Genomic DNA, 18,079 nt, shown 5'->3' on the forward strand with positions numbered 1-18,079 from the left:
GCGTCATAGACTTATGGAAATTTTATGGACTTAAGTAATCAAAACCGCTCAAAGAGCCAATGCACAATCAGCTGCAATAATTGCAGTATCAGTCAACTTTGTCTCCCATTTTCGCTCAATGGCAGTGAAATGGACAAGCTAGATGAGATCATTGAACGTAAAAAGCCGCTTCATAAAGGAGATTTTCTTTTCGAGTCAGGTGCGCCATTAAATGCTATCTTTGCCGTTCGTTCCGGCTCATTTAAAAGCTACACACTGTCTGAACAAGGTGATGAGCAGATCACAGGATTTCACCTTGCGGGCGATCTTGTGGGTTTTGATGCCATTAATAAAATGCAGCACCAAAGCTTCGCACAAGCTTTAGAAACCTCTATGGTATGCGAAATCCCTTTTGACACCCTTGATGAGTTAGCTGGTAAGCTGCCAAAACTGCGCCAACAGATCATGCGATTAATGAGCAGTGAAATCAATTACGACCAAGAAATGTTGTTATTACTGAATAAAAAGACTGCTGAAGAACGCTTAGCAACTTTTATCTATAACCTTTCAAATCGCTTTGGCGAGCGTGGTTTTTCTCGTAAAGAATTCCGCTTTACGATGACGCGCGGTGAAATTGGTAACTACTTGGGTCTTACTGTAGAAACCATTAGTCGTTTACTCAGCCGTTTCCAAAAAGCTGGAACAATAAAGGTCGAAGGCAAGTTCATCACCATTATTGATGCTGCAGCCCTAGCTGAAACAGCCGCGATTGCATCTTGATTTAGAACAAACTATTTATCGTTAAGACTTTATCCTTAGATAGGATCGGTTACACTCAATAAGGTCAGAGGTGAAAAGCTTCTGACCTTATTTGTATACCGTTTTAAGGAGATAGTCGTGGATAAAATCAAAAGTATACTCACCGTAATTGATCCAACTAAAGAGCGCCAAAATAGCTTAGAACGCTCTATCAATCTTGCCAAGCGTACCGGTGCAGCCATCACTGCATTTATGTCTATTTATGACTTCTCCTATGAAATGACCACGATGTTGTCTAAAGACGAGCGTGAAGCAATGCGTGAAGCGGTGATCAAAGACAGAGAAGCATGGCTTGCCGATATGGTTAAGGACTTTTCTGATGTGAGTATCCAAACTAAAGTGTTGTGGCACAATCGCCCCTACGAAGCGATCATCAAAACCGTGCTTGCGCATGATTATGATTTGGTCATTAAATCTACGCATCAACACGACACCCTGAAATCAGTGATCTTCACCCCAACCGATTGGCATTTAATTCGCAAATGCCCTGCACCTCTATTACTGGTTAAAGATCACGCTTGGCCAGATCAAGGCAACATTATTGCAGCGGTAAACTCTGTCAGCGATAACGAGCAACATCAAGAACTTAATAAACGTATCATTACGGATGCTCAGTTTTTATGTGAATTAGCCAATGCCAAATTGAGCCTGGTAAACACCTATCCAGCAACGCCTGTTAATATTGCCATTGAAATTCCCGAGTTTAACCCATCGCAATACAATGAAGCCGTGAAAAAACACCATGAAGACGAAACGTTTGCACTTGCAGAAACTTATTCAATAGATAAAAGCGATTGCATCATCAAAGAAGGGCTACCAGAGGACGTTATTCCCTACGTTGCTAAAGAAAAAGATGCTGAGTTAGTGGTCATTGGCACTGTCGGTCGCACTGGACTGAGTGCAGCGCTGGTTGGCAATACTGCTGAACATGTGATTGATAGCTTAGATTGTGATGTCTTAGCACTAAAGCCTGATGGCTATAAATCCCCATTAGAAGACTAAGGCGTAGACTCGGGATAACAGCTGCTAGAAAAAGAGGTGATCCCAAGTTTAGATTGGAATGTGCGGCAAATACACAGCCACACATTCCGTTTACTTGAGCTGTGCAAGCCAAAAAGTAAAATAGTTAAGAAGTATAAGACTATTTAGGCTAGCCTGGGTAAATCACTATTGAGAATTAAATATTGGTTACATCAATGAACAATGATTCATCAATGTTTGTCGAGGAAACCACTGCTTCGTTAAAATCATAAGCTTCTCGCTCACCGTCTCTATCTAGAGGCAAACTTTCGAAATCAAAGAGTTCAGTGTCAGCCAGTTGGCTTGGACTAACATTCTGAATTGATTTGAAAATATTCTCTACTCGACCTGGCGTCTTCTTGTCCCACTCAACCAACATAGATTTAATATTTTGACGTTGCAAGTTTTCTTGCGAACCACATAGGTTGCACGGAATAATAGGAAAATCTTTGTGTTCAGCGTATTGAATAAGATCTTTTTCTCGTGCATAAGTGAGTGGGCGGATCACCACATTACGACCATCATCAGAACGTAGTTTGGGTGGCATCGCTTTCATTCTCGCGCCGTAGAACATGTTTAAAAACAGCGTTTCAACAATATCATCTAAGTGATGACCCAGTGCAATTTTTGTCGCGCCAATCTTTTCAGCAAATGAATACAAAGTACCACGGCGCAAGCGTGAACAAAGGCCACAAGTCGTTTTGCCCTCTGGTACTTTTTCTTTTACGACTGAGTAGGTATCTTTATCAATGATATAATAAGGAATGTCTAACGTTTCGAAGTACTCAGGCAAAATATGCTCTGGGAACCCAGGCTGCTTTTGATCCAGATTGACCGCGACCACATCAAAGTGAATTGGTGCCGCTTTTTTTAGGCTAAGTAAAATATCCAGCATAGCGAATGAATCCTTACCACCGCTGATACAAGCCATCACCACATCGCCTTCTTCGATCATATTGTAATCTTTGATGGCGTTGCCGACATTACGGCGCAGACGCTTTTGCAGCTTATTAAACTCTAAAACTTCTTTGCGATTATCTTGCTCTGTCATGGTGTTAGGTGCCGTATTCATACTTACTCAACTGCGTACTGTGCGCGTTATCGCGCTAGTACATTACTACATCAATTATGGGGCGCCGATTATACGTGAAATTAAGATGAGGTAAAATACAAAAATGGCGCCGCTTTGGGCGCCATAGTTGGGAACAAATAAATTAAAGGCCGAACACTACCTTTTCACTTTTTAGCATACGACTGCTTAGGTAGGTGAAAATAGCAAACAACCCCAGTGTGACCGCGCTCGACAATAATAGTTGTGGTACTGGTATCGCATTGCCTTTAATGATTTCAATCATTGCATTTTGCTGCGCTGCGATCGGCATCCACTGCATAATGTCGGTAGCAATATCATAGGTCGTTGCCATGCTCATCATTACCGGAATGAACAGCGCCATCGCCACATAAGATTGCGCTTCTTTAAATGATTTAGCTAGGAAAGAGATAAATATCAATAAACTGGCAGACATTAACGCAATAGGCAGGCCAATTATAATTGCTGAAATAATAAATTTAGGACCAATGACCACTGTAAAGCCCATCATTTCCCATGGCACCATATTATAAGCAAACTTAGATACTATGGTGGTTAACACTAAAGCAATGATAGAAAAACCTGCGATTGCCCCCACTTTAGCTAACACAATATGCATGGTACTGATCGGGTGGCTAAGTAATAGCTGTAATGAGTTACGTTCACGCTCCCCTGCACTACTGTCAATTGCCATACCCATCGCCGCATAAAATAGCGAAATAATAATAGATAATGTTGCAATACCTAATACGAAGCCTCCTTTAGAGGTCGGTGTCGCTTGGTCATGAGTTTGGACATCAATCGCACGTGCAATAGTCGGATCGATACCACGCGCGACTAATCGCAATGAAGCGACTTCGCTGTTGTATAACATGAGGTTACGCTCTAGCCGGTTAATTGATGAACGTAACTTTTGCTCCGATTTATCAGCAATGATAAATACCGTCGCACTCTTACCTTGCATCATATTTTCTTGGTAATCTTCGCTGATCTCCAAGGTAATGGCTTTAACTTCTTCGCCTTCACCATGTTCAATTTCTTTACTCGCTAAAAATTGCACTAAGTTTGGCGCATTCTCTGCGTTATTAATGGTGATTTTGAGTGCTTCAGGCGAAGCCATTTGCTTAAACATGACGGTAAACAATACACACATTAGAATAGGTGCACCGATGCAATAGTAAAGGCCAGCCATCACTGAACGTTTGTCGCGGCTTGCGTCTAACACTTCTTTTTTAAATAAAACTGAGATTAATTTCATCATGCTGCAATTCCTTCATCTGTACCTATCAGGGTAATGAAAGCTTCCTCAAGCGACGCTTTACCTGTTTGTTCACATAGGGCCTCTGGAGAACCTTCCGCGACCACTTTGCCTTTCGCCATGACCACCACATGATCACAAAGTGCTGCAACTTCTTGCATCACGTGGCTAGAAAATAAGACACAGTGACCTTGCGCCTTAAGCATCATCAACAAATCCCGTAACACTCTGGTACTCATTACATCTAAACCACGTGTTGGCTCATCAAGTACAATATTCGTTGGTTTATGCACAATTGCCTGTGCCAACGCCGTTTTCATTCTTTGGCCTTGTGAAAAGCCTTTACAGCGTCTATCCGCGATATCCAACATTTGTAGCTTTTCTAATACTTCTTGCGTCGCTGTAGCGGCCGATTTTGCGTCCATGCCACTTAGTTCAGCGTAAAATTGGGTATATTCACGCGGCGTCATGCGCTCGTAGAGCCCACATGGGTCTGGGAACAATCCTAATTGTTGTTTTGCCCTGGTTGGCTCTTTGGCAACATCAATACTATCGATAGACGCCATACCTTGATCAGCTTGAAGCAGGCCAAATACGGTCCGTAAGCAAGTCGTTTTACCAGCTCCGTTGGGTCCCAATAGTCCCGTAATTTGACCATCACGAGCGGTAAATGACAGCCCGTCTAGCGCGTTCACTTCACCAATCTTTTTATGTAAGTTATCTACTTGGATCATGAGTTACTCCTTATCAGCTGTTGCAGGGCCATTGATGTTCATAAAGAATTGTTTGCGTGTGTCTTCTTCAAGACAACTGGTATCAAAGTCTCCCACTGTCTTTTCATCGTAAAACTTAGCAATAAGCTTATTAGCACAGCTTTGCCCTGCGACAATATGCGTTGCCGTTGGTGCAACTAAGTGTGTGGCATTGTTTAGTTTTTCCATCGCAACTTCGGCCCACTGAGCAGGCGTTGCTGGGTCCAATCCGCCAGAAAGTAGTAAGGTTGGAATATCGGACGCAACGGGTTCATAGTAACTACTCGACACCGGACTCACATTCCAAATTGGGCACGTCGCATCCAATCCTGTAATCATCATCTTACCCATATAGTTTTCACCATATTTCGCTTTGTCCGCAGCCGTTAATCGTGGCCAATCTTCTCCACATACAATTGCCTGATGCATCCCCATGGCCAATCCAAGGCCGTCTTCACTTGGTGCCATCATGCCAACTAGAGGAGCAAGGTTACCTTTAGTCGCTTCACTAATCGCAAGCGGCACCAATGCTCGGGAGGTATGAGAGTAAAGCGCCATCCTAATCGCGCTAAATAGCTTCATTTTGGTCATCGTCATTGCGAGCGGTTTACTGGTTCTAGGGTGAAGCACAGAAACCTCTATCGGCGTTTGCCCAACTTGCTCCAGCAAGCTTTGCCATTGCTGCTTTAGATTAGGATAATTATTTGCACACTTTTTATCGGCTTCACATTGTGCAAATAGGGCGTTCAATGACTCTTCTATCGCGCCACCAATCGCCATTAAACTTTGGTTATTGGGTGCAAGACCATCTAACACGGCCGATGCAACACTATCAGGGAACTGTCTCATATACTCAAGTGCGATGCGTGTTCCATATGAGCCACCGTATAAGTGTAACTTGCTATAACCGAGTGCGGTTCTTACCGCGTCAAAATCTTTTGCTGCCGCAACAGTTGTGTAATCGGAAAGATCTGTGTCTAGTTTTTCTTTGCACTTTAGGGCATCTTCTTTGTAAAAATCGAGACCCAGCAAGGTATCATTTAGCGCAAATTGTTGTTCAAGGTTATCCATATCACATTGCAATAGATTGGATTTTCCGGTTCCCCGTTGGTCAACAAGTATGATGTCTCTACTTTCTCTAGCGTATTTAAGGATCCTTTCAAAATTTGCTGCGATTTCGGTGGCTGATTGTCCAGGTCCCCCTGCAAACGCAATAATCGCTTCTTGTGGGTAAAGCTGTTTTATTGCAGGAATAACCATAAAGTGAATATCAATTTTTTGTTCTGTTTTGGTTTCACTTAATGGTTGTGAGATTTTGCCGCATTGTGCTCTATCATCGAGCCCCTTTGCATAGCAAGCGGATAATTCTGCTGTTGATGCTGCTGCTTGTAATGGCAGCACAGTTCCTAAAACGAAAGGAAGCAGCGCTAGCTTTACTAAGCTTTTCTTAAACTTAAATGGCTTTTTCATAGTTATTTCCTTGTTGACTCACGGTCAGTATGCTAACTTTAAGTGAGTGTATCAGTGTATTATTGTATTAATACAGTAGAATTAGAGTAATGCTAGATCTTATTCATGTCAACCCCAACAGCGCAGAGCCGATTTATAAGCAGCTATTTGATCAGGTAGTGCGTTTAATTGTGTCAGGTAAAGCACAAGCCGGAGAAGAGCTACCTTCTGTAAGAAAGCTAGCTGAACATTTCTCGGTAAATCCGATGACTGTCTCTCGAGCAATCGGGCAACTTGTCGATCAAGGTTGGCTTGAACGAAGACGCGGTCAGCCGACACGAGTAGCACAACAGCCAACCACACAGCAGACCGATAGTCTGCTCAACAAAAACCTAGATATTTTAATTAATGATGCGAAACAACTTGGGATCACCAAGGTTGAGTTGATATCATTGATAGATAAAAACTGGGGACAAGAATAATGACAAGCCCACTACTACAATTCACCAAAATCCATAAACAATTTTCCGACAAGTCTGTTCTTGAAAACATAAACCTTACTATTGAACCTGGTATGGTTATGGGTCTACTGGGACGAAACGGTGCAGGTAAAACTACGCTACTGCGAATTGCACTTGGACTAATCGAACAAAATAGTGGTGAAGTTAGCTGCCTCAACAGCAGCAATCTAGAGCTGAGTCCTACATGCAAGAGCCAAATTGGCTATGTGCCACAGCAACCCTGTGGTTATCAAGGTTTTAAAGTCAAAGACGCCCTCGCACTGCACCGCAGCTTTTATCAAAATTGGGATAACACGCTAGAACAAGAGTGGCTTTCTCGCTTCGAGTTAGACGAAAACAAGCTAGTAAGTAACCTTTCAGTTGGTCAGCAACAAAGCTTAGCGCTGATAATGGCGATGTCGTATCGACCTAAGTTACTGATCCTTGACGAGCCTGTTTCAAATCTCGACCCCATCGCACGCCGAGAATTTATGTCGGACTTATTTGAGCTAGCGCTTGAGTCCGGCTCTGGTGTACTTTTCTCCTCGCATATTACATCTGACGTTGAGCGCGTCGCGAGTCATATTGCTATTATTAAAGATGGTAAGGTATTGGTTACTGGCGAACTAGATACACTGAAGGAACAGATTAGACTTGTTCCGCATCACCTTACAAACAACCTTCCATCAGCAGAGCTGCTTCACCAATCTGAACGTTTTAGTATTTACCAAGCTCAAGACGGCTCAAATTGGCCAACGGACCTACAGCAAAGCCATAGCAACCTTGAACAACTTTTTGTGGAGCTACACACATGAGCACGTTAACTCGGCGCAATTGGTGGACAGGGTTTTCCGGCTTTTGGTTACGAGAGTGTGGCTCTGCAAATTTTTTCATTCCGGGGATCTTAGCTTCTATTGCTACACCATTATTAACCTTAATAGAAGAGCAAAACATACAAACATTTAGCTTGGTCTTTGCTATCAGCGCCTTATGGATGGCTTTTTGCTGGCAGTTAGTGAAATTACAAGCACAGGAAAGCGCATTACTATTCCCTGCAATTAAACGGCACGTATACTTACAAGGACTTGTAATACTAGTCGTTGGCTACATGTTCAATGCACTCGCTCTTTTCAACCGCCCCGCGCCAGAAGTTGCTTATGCCATGTTGTTTGCAACAAGTTTTGGTGGTAGTTTCTTTTTATTATGTATTCGAAATAGCTTTTATTTCAAACATAATAGCTACGTTTTCATGCTCGTACTCATGCTCGCTATGTTTTTTGGTGATACTCCACAAGTTTTAGCACTCCTCGCCATTCCCTTCATATTAGTGGCAGTTTATCTGCTGGTTACACGAAATAATAACTGTCAATGGCATCATTTGGCATATCAAACCTACATAAATAATATACAGACTGGCTGGCTCCCGAGTAATACCTTTACCCCTGATTTCCTCACTCAGCGGTTTAGGCAATTTTTTATGCCGATGAGCTATTTTTCAGGCAACCTGTTGATACAAACTTGTCAAATATTTTTTCTCTCAGGGCTTTTAGCCATTGTGGCAGTCGGCTTTTTTGGTGTCACAATTCAATTTATCACTGGCTTTACCGATATGCTTGTTTTGATGGTCGCTATTTTTGTCTGTTGGTCCAAACTACAAACAAAAATGACATGGGACCAGCTCTATCTATTACCTGTCTATTCAAGCCTAAAATCAATTAAACAGGCCTATCACGTCGCAGCAGTTAAGCTTGGCTTTTGCTTATCTTTGTTTCAACTTACAGTATTGCTGGTTTGCAGCTTCCTTACCACATTTGAGACTGTGGTTTTCTACCTTATAATATTTATCGGCTCGGTTGCAGGATTTATTCTTTGCGTTGCGCTAGGGAGCATCATAACGAGCGCCCTTACATTGTCACTTTCGTGCATGTTCGTAATCATTTTACATAGTGCGTTTAAATCTTACCTGTTAAATCACGAACACTCAGTTGCCACTCTATATCTGTTATTGGGCTATGTTGTGGTAGCCACTTCATTGCTCCTTTACAGTAATAGAAAGTTTGACTAAGACGTGCTCGGATCCGAGATGTTGCTCATATAGGCGTAGCACGAACCAAAGACTGTGCTAATAAGAATAAAAGAGTGATAGTGAGCATAAGTCGATTATCACTCTTTTTATCCGCTATATTTAATGGGAGTGGGTTCGACTATTAATAAAGTCGGTAACCGAAAACAACACCCCAGAGATCACGAAAGTAATATGTATGCCTACTTTCCAAGCAAGCTGCTCACTGGTTAAGTCTTGAGAATGGATAAAGACTTTGAGTAGTTCTACCGCAGATATTGCTACGATGGCACTGATCAATTTGATTTTAAGGCCCGAGAAGCCAACCTTTCCCATCCAAGTCGGCTTATCTTCTTGGGGCTCAACATTGAGCTTAGAAACGAAATTCTCGTAGCCACTAAAAATAATAATGATCAACAACCCGGCCAGTAAAGCCGTATCAACCAATGTTAAGATACCAATGAGTAACTCTTGGTTTGTCGCCGTAAGCGCACTGATGGTCATCACATAAAGCTGTTTAAAGAACTTAAGTAACAACAACACAATCGCGAGCAGTAGGCCAACAAAGAAAGGCGCTAACAGCCATCTTCCTTTAAATAAGGTTCTTTCTAAGAGATATTCATAACGATTAAATTGCTCATTCGCAGACTTAGTTTCTTGCTCCATGTTTTTGATTTTCACCATGTTTAGTTAGTTTTACTTAACCTTTGAATGTAGCATCAACGCTTGTATTTCTCACCATTTATTAATGTAAATTTGAATCAATTTTCTGCTCTTAAGGAGAAAATTAATTCGTTTTCCTTATTTTAAATTTTGCTTTAAAACATGCTTGTTCTTTCAACTAACAGGTAACACGAATGAAAACCTTAGTTTCATCATTAATCATCGCTCTATCTCTTTTTGCTTGTGTACAAGTACAAGCGGATGAAGAGTTACCAGTCGCGCCTGCAGATTTGGTTCAAGAGTTAACTCAAATGTGCCTTGATTGGGCAAAAGATGATGATGTACAAGCATCTGAGATGAAAAAATATGTTTTGAATTGCGTTAACGACGAGCTAGAAGCAACTGGCTATCAAAAAGTCAAAGACGTAAACATTAAATAACACCATTTGTTTTAAGTAAATGAGTTATTTCACCCTTCAAATTGCTTGGAGAATTAGTGTAATTGGTATAATACCAGTTCGCTTAATTAAGTGATGGCATTCATGATGAAAAGGCCGCTCAATACGTTGAACGGCCTTTTGTTTTTAATAACATTTTGGACAAAATATCCATAGCATCCGAAGACGCTTATCGATGTTTGGCTAGCCGTTAAGCTTTCTTTTTCTTGGTAGTTTTCTCTTCTTCTACCCATTTACCATTGCTATACGTCGCTTTCCAACCCGTCGCTTTACCATCCACTTCTGTCATCACATATTGTGTCTTGGTTTTTCTAGAGTAACGAACAATCGCAGGATTACCATCCGAGTCTTGCTCAGGCGCATCAGCCAGATAATAGAATTTAGGTGAAATTCTATCTCTAAAGCGTTTTAGCTCTGATACTTTAGGAGCACGTGTTTCACGTGACTTCGGGAATGTGTGCGCCGCTAAGAAAATACCTGAAGCGCCATCTCGAAGCACAAAATGCGCGTCCGATTTTTCGCATTCTAGTTCCGGTAGCGGAACTGGATCTTCTTTCGGTGGCGCAGCTTCACCATTTTTCAATAGTTTACGTGTATTTTTACAGTCTTCATTTGTACAACCAAAATACTTACCAAAACGGCCAGATTTAAGCTGCATATCCGAGCCACACTTGTCACACTCAATCAGTGGTCCATCGTAGCCCTTGATCTTAAATGCACCTGTCTCAATGACATAGCCCTTACATGCTGGATTATTACCGCATACATGGAGTTTTTTCGTTTCATCAATAAGATATGAATCCATTGCTGTTTCGCAAATTGGGCAACGCTTCATATGACGAAGTGATTCGGCTTCCGCCTCTTCATCCGCATCCGCGGCAACCGCTTCGTCACCTGACACGAGATTAATTGTCGTAGTACAGCGCTCTTTTGGCGGTAAGTTATAGCCTGTACAGCCAAGGAATACCCCAGTAGAAGCAGTACGAATACCCATCTTACGTGAACATGTAGGACAATCTATGTCTGTTTCGACCATCACATTTTGTCGCATGCCGCCTTCACTTTCATCGCCAGCTGCGATTTCTAGCTGGTTAGAAAAGTCGGCGTAAAACTTATCAAGTACCTGCGTCCATAAGCGTTCACCTTCTGCGATATCATCAAGGCGACCTTCCATTTTTGCGGTAAAGTCAAAGTCCATTAAATCGTTAAAATTCTCAACGAGTCTGTCAGTTACGATCTCGCCCATTTTTTCAGCGTAAAAACGGCGGTTTTCAACTCGGACATAACCACGGTCCTGAATCGTCGAAATGATAGCAGCATAGGTAGATGGACGACCAATACCACGCTTTTCTAATTCCTTAACTAAGCTTGCTTCGCTGAAACGTGCTGGTGGTTTAGTAAAGTGCTGCTTAGGATCAATTGCAATAAGATCAAGCTTGTCGCCAACTGAAACACTTGGAAGCGCCTGCTCTTCTTCATTCTTCTTACGAACGGATGGTTGTACACGTGTCCAACCATCAAAACGTAGCACGCGCCCTTTCGCTTTTAACGTGTAATCTTCCGCAGCGACGGTCAGCGTCGTTAAGTCATACTCTGCAGGCATCATCTGACACGCCACAAACTGACGCCAAATAAGCTCATAGAGCTTCTTAGCATCAGCCTCTACGCCGTCTAAATGACCGGATAAGATTGTCACATCAGAAGGACGAATTGCCTCATGCGCCTCTTGTGCGTTGCCTTTTGCGGAATAACGCAGCGGTGCTTCTGGTAAATACTTACTACCAAATTCACTATCGATATAGCCACGACACATTTCTAACGCATCGTTTGATAAATTCGTCGAGTCTGTACGCATATAGGTGATGTAACCCGCCTCGTATAGACGCTGCGCTAACATCATGGTTTTCTTTACGCCATAGCCTAAACGAGTACTTGCCGCTTGCTGCATTGTCGAGGTAATAAATGGCGCACTCGGCTTACTCTTACTTGGCTTTTCTTCAACCTTGACTACTTCGTAAGCACTGTTTTCAAGCACTTGTACGGCTGTATCAGCTTGCGCTTTATTTACTGGCTTAAATGCTTCGCCTTTAAACTTAGTAACCGCTAGGCGAATATCATCTTTTGTTGCTTTAACATCAGCGTGAATATCCCAAAACTCTTCTGGAATAAACGCTTTAATCTCACGCTCTCGTTCAACAAGTAATCTCACAGCAACAGATTGTACACGACCTGCCGATAACCCTCTTGCTACTTTTTGCCAAAGCAGCGGGGACACCATAAAGCCAACAACACGGTCAAGGAATCGTCTTGCCTGCTGCGCATATACCATGTCGGTGTTAAGGTCGCCAGGCGCCTCAAACGCTTGAGTTATCGCGTTTTTGGTGATCTCGTTAAAGACCACACGCTTATACTTGCTCTCATCGCCACCGATAATCTGCTCAAGGTGCCAAGCAATGGCCTCCCCTTCTCTATCCAAATCGGTTGCGAGATAGATATGGTCAGCATCTTCAGCAAGCTTTTGTAGTTCTTGAACTACTTTTTCTTTACCCGGCAAAATTTCGTAATGCGGTTCCCAACCCTTCTCAGGATCAATCCCCATCCTCGCAACTAAATTTGCATAATCTTTTTGCTTTTTATATTGCGCTTTTTCTTCAGGTGACATTTTACGTACTTCAGCTGGCGACTTAGTTGCCAAGCCTTTCGTTTTACCTGCCCCTGAGGTAGGAAGATCTCGAACATGACCTACACTGGATTTAACAATGTAATCCTTGCCGAGGTATTTATTGATTGTTTTTGCCTTCGCGGGAGACTCTACAATTACTAGCGATTTGCCCATAGCTGCCTATTTTTGACCGATTCTGTCTGATGTTTGCCCTTACTTGGGCGTTAAATTACTTATAGGTATATCTACAAACACCTATTGTTACAAGCTAAAAATACTAACTTTTCCCTGATCACCGAATTATTATCCAATTTGTGTACAATATTCAGCCAATTTAGGGACGCATTCATATATATAAGGTTAAGGCACGGGAATATAAAGGAATAGAAACAAAAATGCCAACCCGAAAGTTGGCATTTGTTGAATTATCCTGCGTCTGTAACGCTTATTCCTATTGATTGTGTCTTTCGTTCGTCATCATCATCTCCCAAAGCTGGAAAAGTAAATTTGATCCCTAATACACCAGAAAGTTTGTTGTTTGGCTCAGCTTCCCTCGCCAACGTAACGTTGAAGAAGTTTGGCTTGTCACTTGTGTAATTCCCTAAGGTGCCAGACACACTTCCACTGGTTAATTCACCGTTATTTGTTGAAATCTCGACTTCTGTGCCAGCCGGAAGCGGATTACCAAACTCATCAGTGAAATAAATTGTAATAGGAACAGCTGAAGGGCTACCTGCTGCCGTAAAATCTACACCGGCGAGATCGCATACTCCCTCTACTCCAGATGGTTCAAGCACTAAGCCATTCCCACTTGGGCACGTATTCGAACCTGCAAGCGCAGCCGGCACTGTAAATCGCACAAAAGCGTTATCGCCAGACATTATCAATTCAAATTGTCTGTATACATTAACTAGCTCTTTCGTACATTCTCCTGCAGCTTCAGCGGCTTCTGAACAAAGCAAGCCATTATACTTGCCGTCCCCTTCATAAACACCGTTACCATCGTTATCAAAATCAAAGCGACCATTGTTATTGCTATCCATCCACCAATCGTCATGACCGCCATTTACAGTTCCGGTTGGAGAACAAGGTCCAGTGTTTGCGGCAGAATCACAATTCTCTTTATCAAAGCGACCATTTTCATTGGTATCTAGGAATGCTTCTGTAAGGTCAAACTCTTGGCGATATTCGCCAATATCAAATCGACCATTACGGCGCTCTACACCACCGCTTGATTGCTCATCTCTGAAATTTTCTTGGCCTTTAACAAAAGCCAACACGCTTACACGCCCACCCATTACAATTCGTCTAAGCGCAGTTGCAGCATCGTCGCCCGACGAAGCGTCTTTTTGTCGTAGCATGCCATTAATACATGGTGCAGCACTACCAAAATATGGGTCACAGTTCCAATTAGCTGAGTCTTGCTTTTGAGTATTTGATAATGTAGCTGCTAGCCTAGGCGCTACCGCTTCAAAGGTATTCGCATTGCCATCTATATCACCAATGCGGTTACCCCAACGATATTCATAGAAAGGTCTATCTCCTTGGCTGCGCCATACCACAGTACAAGCAGCATTATTCGTTCTACAATCATAAGTGTCCTCAGACTCAGTACTACCAATAGCACCGGCTTCAGCAATCACCGTTGCAGCGACACCATCAGCATTAAACTGATTGAATTGATCACCAAAGAACAAGGTAATATTTGTTGTTACCCCATTATAATTAAGCGAGTTGGTATTGAATGTAACAGGGGAAGCATCAAACGTATCCTGATCTGTGACACCTGAGCTTAAAATTAACCCTGACGATACGCCAAATATTTGCTCACTTAGCTCAATAGTATGCATTACACCTGTAGGACAACGAGCATCGTCGTTTGATGCATCTGCATCATTACATGCTTTGGCGATATCCGTCCAACAGGTAATCGCATCACCATCAGGTAAATTCGCGTAAGATTCTTCAGGGATATAACATGCACTAACAACGAGCGGACCTGGCACAATACCAGACTTAACAGTCGTTCTTACAATACCATTTGCATTGGTGTTTCCGGTAATTTGCGTCAGCGATGCAAGACCTTGCTCATCTGACAACCTAAAGTCGACTCGAGCACGTGGAATTGCAAGGTTATCTTCATCTACCAGTTTAAAGCTCACAACAGATTGGGTTGGTAAACCGCCTTCACCTGGAGGTAAAGCAATAAACTGATTAAATCCATCTTCCTCAGGTAAAAACTGTACCGCTTGTGCAAGTGCACTATCCACTTCAATAATTGTTTCTTGATTTATTGGAGAGCTGCCGTTTTGAATAGTAACAGAAATTCTATCTTCGCCTTGACAACCTTTTGCACGGTAAGTAGAGCGGGCGAAGCCATTGGAGGTATTTACCGTTTCATCTAATTCGGCCAGCGCAGGGGTTGCTATAGAACAAGCTGAGCTAAATGCAACTTCAACAGCACTATTGATTAATGCCCCATTCTGATCTTTCAGTGTCACAGTAATAACCGTACTTCCACCTGCGGAAAGCTTTTGTTGGACGCCATTGCTATCCACCAAACCGTTGTCAATCGTAACATTCAACTGAGCAACACCAACATTAAAATTGATAGCCTGAGTAACATCGACATAATCTGGAGAGTTTACGGTAATGGTACCTGCGCCACCTTGGTTACCAGGCTGAAACTTTAAGATTGCAATACCAAAAGAATCCGTCAACGCAGTGCCTGTCGATGGTAAAATAGTCCCTAAAGTAGTTTCAGCGCTAATTAACCCGTTGGCAATAGCATCGCCAGTTTGGCTAGATGTCATTTTGATGAATACATCAGCCGTCTCGTTTGACGATACTTGATTGACGCGAGTACACCCAGCAGCGATAGGATCTATCATGGCCTGATCTCGGCTATCATCCCATCCAGCAGGGCATTTACTTAATAGCATGACCTCAAGTTTTGCAGACGCTGTTACATTGCCGTCATCGCCGCCACCTTGAGAGGTAAAATCAAAAGATCCCGTTGCACTATTATCGCCTTGAGTGTAAGTCGCCGTAATACGTCCAGCACCTACAGTAGCAGTTACTTTTAGAGTAATTGACGCTTTACCCTCATCATTGGTAAGGACAGACCCTGAGCTGGGTTCCATGGTTGCAAATTCGTCGCTCTCAAAAACGACTCGACTATTTGCCAGAGGGCTACCATCTTTTGTTAACGTGGCAGTGATTACTAAAGGAGATGAAGATGAAAGTGTATTCGTAGAATTACCACTAGTATCCGCTCCTGAAAGCGTAATGGCATAAGTGCCATCGCTACCATCATCACCATTATCTGTATCTTTTTGAATACTGCCGCCGCCACCGCACGCGGTCAGTAAGAATGCTAGCATCAGTATGCTAAAATAGCGCATCAAGGGCATTCACCTATCTCCCTAGCTAAGTTAATTTTATTATTGTTCAATAGTAACCCAATTTTATCGATAAAATCACAATTTTTTATTAGATTAGGTAGATTTTCTGTCGTGAAATGCTGTTCATCTGCGCCAAGCCTGTTAAGCTTTAGCAGTTTTAAGATACATAGTGTTAGGGCAATGTCAGAAAATAAAAAAATGGGCCTAACGGCGCGCATTATGATAGGCATGGTGTTGGGGGTTGTACTAGGCCTCACCCTTCAAGCCATCCTAGGTAAGAATAAAGAAATACTTATTCCTTTAGGTCTCTTTGACCTCCCCATTAAAGGTTTCTTCGTTGACGGTTTATTCCACATCGGTGGGCAGATCTTCATTGCAAGCTTAAAAATGCTTGTTGTTCCTTTAGTGTTTATTTCTCTTGTATGTGGCACATGTAGCCTTAGTGACCCAAAAAAATTGGGCCGCTTGGGTGGTAAGTCCATTGGTTTGTATCTCATTACAACAGCAATCGCAATCACGGTAGCGATTACGCTCGCACTACTTATTGCACCGGGTGGTGGCGTTGAAATTCCAAACAGCGCGTCATTTGACGCAAAGCAAGCGCCGACACTTGTGCAAGTCATAATCAACATGTTCCCGACCAATCCAATTGACGCGATGGCCAACGGTAACATGCTTCAAATCATCGTCTTTGCGCTACTATTTGGCATCGCTATGGCGCTCAGCGGCGATGCTGGTGCTCGCCTAGCAACCGTATTTGAAGACCTAAATACAGTGGTGCTTAAGCTAGTCACTTTATTGATGAATGTCGCTCCATATGGCGTATTTTGTTTAATGGCTAAGTTGTTTACAACGATCGACATGGGGTTAATCGCCGAGCTCGGCAAATACTTTATGGTAGTGTTGGCAGCTCTGCTAATTCATGCATTCATTAACTATTCAATTTTGTTCAAGCTGTTAACAGGCTTGAGCCCTATTATCTTCCTGAAGAAGATGAAAGACGCATGCATGTTTGCCTTTAGTACGTCAAGCTCAAGTGCAACTATGCCCGTAACACTGGAGACCGCGACTAAGAAACTAGGTGCGCATAACTCAGTTGCCTCTTTTACGATCCCTCTGGGTGCAACCATTAATATGGATGGCACGGCTATCATGCAAGGTGTTGCAACGGTCTTCATCGCTCAGGTATTTGGCGTAGACCTCACCATCAATGACTATCTCATGGTTATCTTGACTGCGACTCTTGCCTCAGTTGGTACGGCAGGCGTGCCTGGTGTTGGCTTGATCATGCTTGCAATGGTGCTTAACCAAGTTGGATTGCCTGTTGAAGGTATCGCGCTTATCATTGGTGTAGACAGACTATTAGATATGACAAGAACAGCAGTTAACGTAACAGGTGACTGTATGGTAACTTGTGCTGTGGCCAAATCTGAAAACGAATTTGATATCGATGTTTTCAACGACCCTGATGCAGCAAAAGAACTAGAAGAAACCACTTCTAAAGCAAAAGCGTAAATATCAATAACGCAGCTAACTATAAATAGCTGCGTTATTTTCCTCAACTAGCCAACTCAATACTCCTCTCTGCGACATATCAGCTATCCATACCCTTTTCTTCATTGTCACTTTTTCCTAGTTACAGAATAAGATTAAGCAGAAGATTCTCCATGCCTATGCGTGTGAGTGCTTTAGTTATAGCAGGATTTGGACGTGAAGTTATCGGTAATCCTCTCTCATCTCAAAGATAGAACACTTATCTAGACATTTGCTCAGGCTAAGTCCTGTGCAACAAATACACTGTTGTGGATAATACCAATTAGTCTTAATACTTGCTCAATTTGAAGGAGCAAATCTGACGCTAACGGCGTTAAAAATTTCTCATTTAGAACAACTAAATAACCTGAGCTGCGGATAATTAATGCCTTTCTAGCAGCCAGTTTTAGCGCTAACTGCGTTGAATTCA

The 18,079-nt window shown here is 42.6% G+C and carries 15 protein-coding genes; 7 read left to right on the forward strand and 8 right to left on the reverse strand.

What is annotated here, in order from left to right:
• Positions 1–24 precede the first annotated feature (24 nt).
• A complete protein-coding gene (locus tag MHN32_RS18225) occupies positions 25–759 on the forward strand; it encodes an FNR family transcription factor (RefSeq protein ID WP_010373979.1) in 735 nt (244 codons plus the stop codon).
• Positions 760–876: 117 nt separating this feature from the next.
• Positions 877–1,800 carry a universal stress protein UspE gene (gene uspE / locus MHN32_RS18230; protein ID WP_010605017.1) on the forward strand — a complete coding sequence of 308 codons (924 nt, stop codon included), beginning with the start codon at positions 877–879 and terminating at the stop codon, positions 1,798–1,800.
• A gap of 175 nt (positions 1,801–1,975) precedes the next feature.
• Here uspE and ttcA read toward each other — a convergent pair whose 3' ends face one another.
• From ttcA to MHN32_RS18250, 4 genes are all read right to left on the reverse strand, one after another.
• The gene (gene ttcA / locus MHN32_RS18235; protein ID WP_010373971.1) at positions 1,976–2,869 is read right to left on the reverse strand and encodes a tRNA 2-thiocytidine(32) synthetase TtcA; all 894 of its coding nucleotides are present in this window, start codon (positions 2,867–2,869) and stop codon (positions 1,976–1,978) included.
• Positions 2,870–3,032: 163 nt separating this feature from the next.
• Complete coding sequence (locus tag MHN32_RS18240; RefSeq protein WP_010605018.1) at positions 3,033–4,169, reverse strand: ABC transporter permease; 1,137 nt, start codon at positions 4,167–4,169, stop codon at positions 3,033–3,035.
• On the reverse strand, positions 4,166–4,900 hold the full coding sequence (locus tag MHN32_RS18245; protein WP_095729531.1) for an ATP-binding cassette domain-containing protein: 735 nt from the start codon (positions 4,898–4,900) through the stop codon (positions 4,166–4,168). Before MHN32_RS18245 ends, MHN32_RS18240 begins: the two co-directional genes overlap by 4 nt.
• 3 nt (positions 4,901–4,903) lie before the next feature.
• A complete protein-coding gene (locus MHN32_RS18250) occupies positions 4,904–6,388 on the reverse strand; it encodes an alpha/beta fold hydrolase (protein WP_239422470.1) in 1,485 nt (494 codons plus the stop codon).
• Between the two features lie 89 nt (positions 6,389–6,477).
• Here MHN32_RS18250 and MHN32_RS18255 point away from each other — a divergent pair, with 89 nt between their 5' ends.
• Genes MHN32_RS18255 through MHN32_RS18265 form a run of 3 tightly spaced genes read left to right on the forward strand, consistent with a single transcriptional unit; the run spans position 6,478 to position 8,932 of the window.
• Positions 6,478–6,849 (forward strand): GntR family transcriptional regulator, encoded by a 372-nt coding sequence (locus MHN32_RS18255; RefSeq protein ID WP_010605021.1) that lies wholly within the window; start codon positions 6,478–6,480, stop codon positions 6,847–6,849.
• Complete coding sequence (locus MHN32_RS18260; RefSeq protein ID WP_239422471.1) at positions 6,849–7,682, forward strand: ABC transporter ATP-binding protein; 834 nt, start codon at positions 6,849–6,851, stop codon at positions 7,680–7,682. Before MHN32_RS18255 ends, MHN32_RS18260 begins: the two co-directional genes overlap by 1 nt.
• Entirely contained in the window at positions 7,679–8,932 is a 1,254-nt protein-coding gene (locus MHN32_RS18265; RefSeq protein ID WP_239422472.1) for a hypothetical protein, read from the forward strand. Before MHN32_RS18260 ends, MHN32_RS18265 begins: the two co-directional genes overlap by 4 nt.
• Positions 8,933–9,052: 120 nt before the next feature.
• On the opposite strand, the gene MHN32_RS18270 is transcribed toward MHN32_RS18265, so the two are convergent.
• Positions 9,053–9,613, reverse strand: coding sequence for a TIGR00645 family protein (locus MHN32_RS18270; RefSeq protein ID WP_010605024.1), 561 nt, complete (start codon positions 9,611–9,613; stop codon positions 9,053–9,055).
• Positions 9,614–9,786: 173 nt separating this feature from the next.
• On the opposite strand from MHN32_RS18270, the gene MHN32_RS18275 reads away from it, so the two are divergent.
• The gene (locus MHN32_RS18275) at positions 9,787–10,032 is read left to right on the forward strand and encodes a hypothetical protein (RefSeq protein WP_010605025.1); all 246 of its coding nucleotides are present in this window, start codon (positions 9,787–9,789) and stop codon (positions 10,030–10,032) included.
• Between the two features lie 208 nt (positions 10,033–10,240).
• Here MHN32_RS18275 and topA read toward each other — a convergent pair whose 3' ends face one another.
• Entirely contained in the window at positions 10,241–12,886 is a 2,646-nt protein-coding gene (gene topA, locus MHN32_RS18280) for a type I DNA topoisomerase (RefSeq protein ID WP_239422473.1), read from the reverse strand.
• 251 nt (positions 12,887–13,137) lie between these two features.
• The gene (locus MHN32_RS18285) at positions 13,138–16,116 is read right to left on the reverse strand and encodes a hypothetical protein (RefSeq protein ID WP_239422474.1); all 2,979 of its coding nucleotides are present in this window, start codon (positions 16,114–16,116) and stop codon (positions 13,138–13,140) included.
• Between the two features lie 180 nt (positions 16,117–16,296).
• Between MHN32_RS18285 and MHN32_RS18290 the strand changes: the two genes are divergently transcribed.
• Positions 16,297–17,631, forward strand: a complete 1,335-nt coding sequence (locus MHN32_RS18290; RefSeq protein WP_174168722.1) for a dicarboxylate/amino acid:cation symporter — start codon at positions 16,297–16,299, stop codon at positions 17,629–17,631.
• Positions 17,632–17,885: 254 nt separating this feature from the next.
• On the opposite strand, the gene MHN32_RS18295 is transcribed toward MHN32_RS18290, so the two are convergent.
• Positions 17,886–18,079, reverse strand: a 194-nt coding sequence (locus MHN32_RS18295) for a hypothetical protein (protein ID WP_239422475.1), incomplete at its 5' end; no start/stop codon positions are given.

This window comes from Pseudoalteromonas sp. Of11M-6, from assembly GCF_022347905.1.
GTDB lineage: Bacteria > Pseudomonadota > Gammaproteobacteria > Enterobacterales > Alteromonadaceae > Pseudoalteromonas.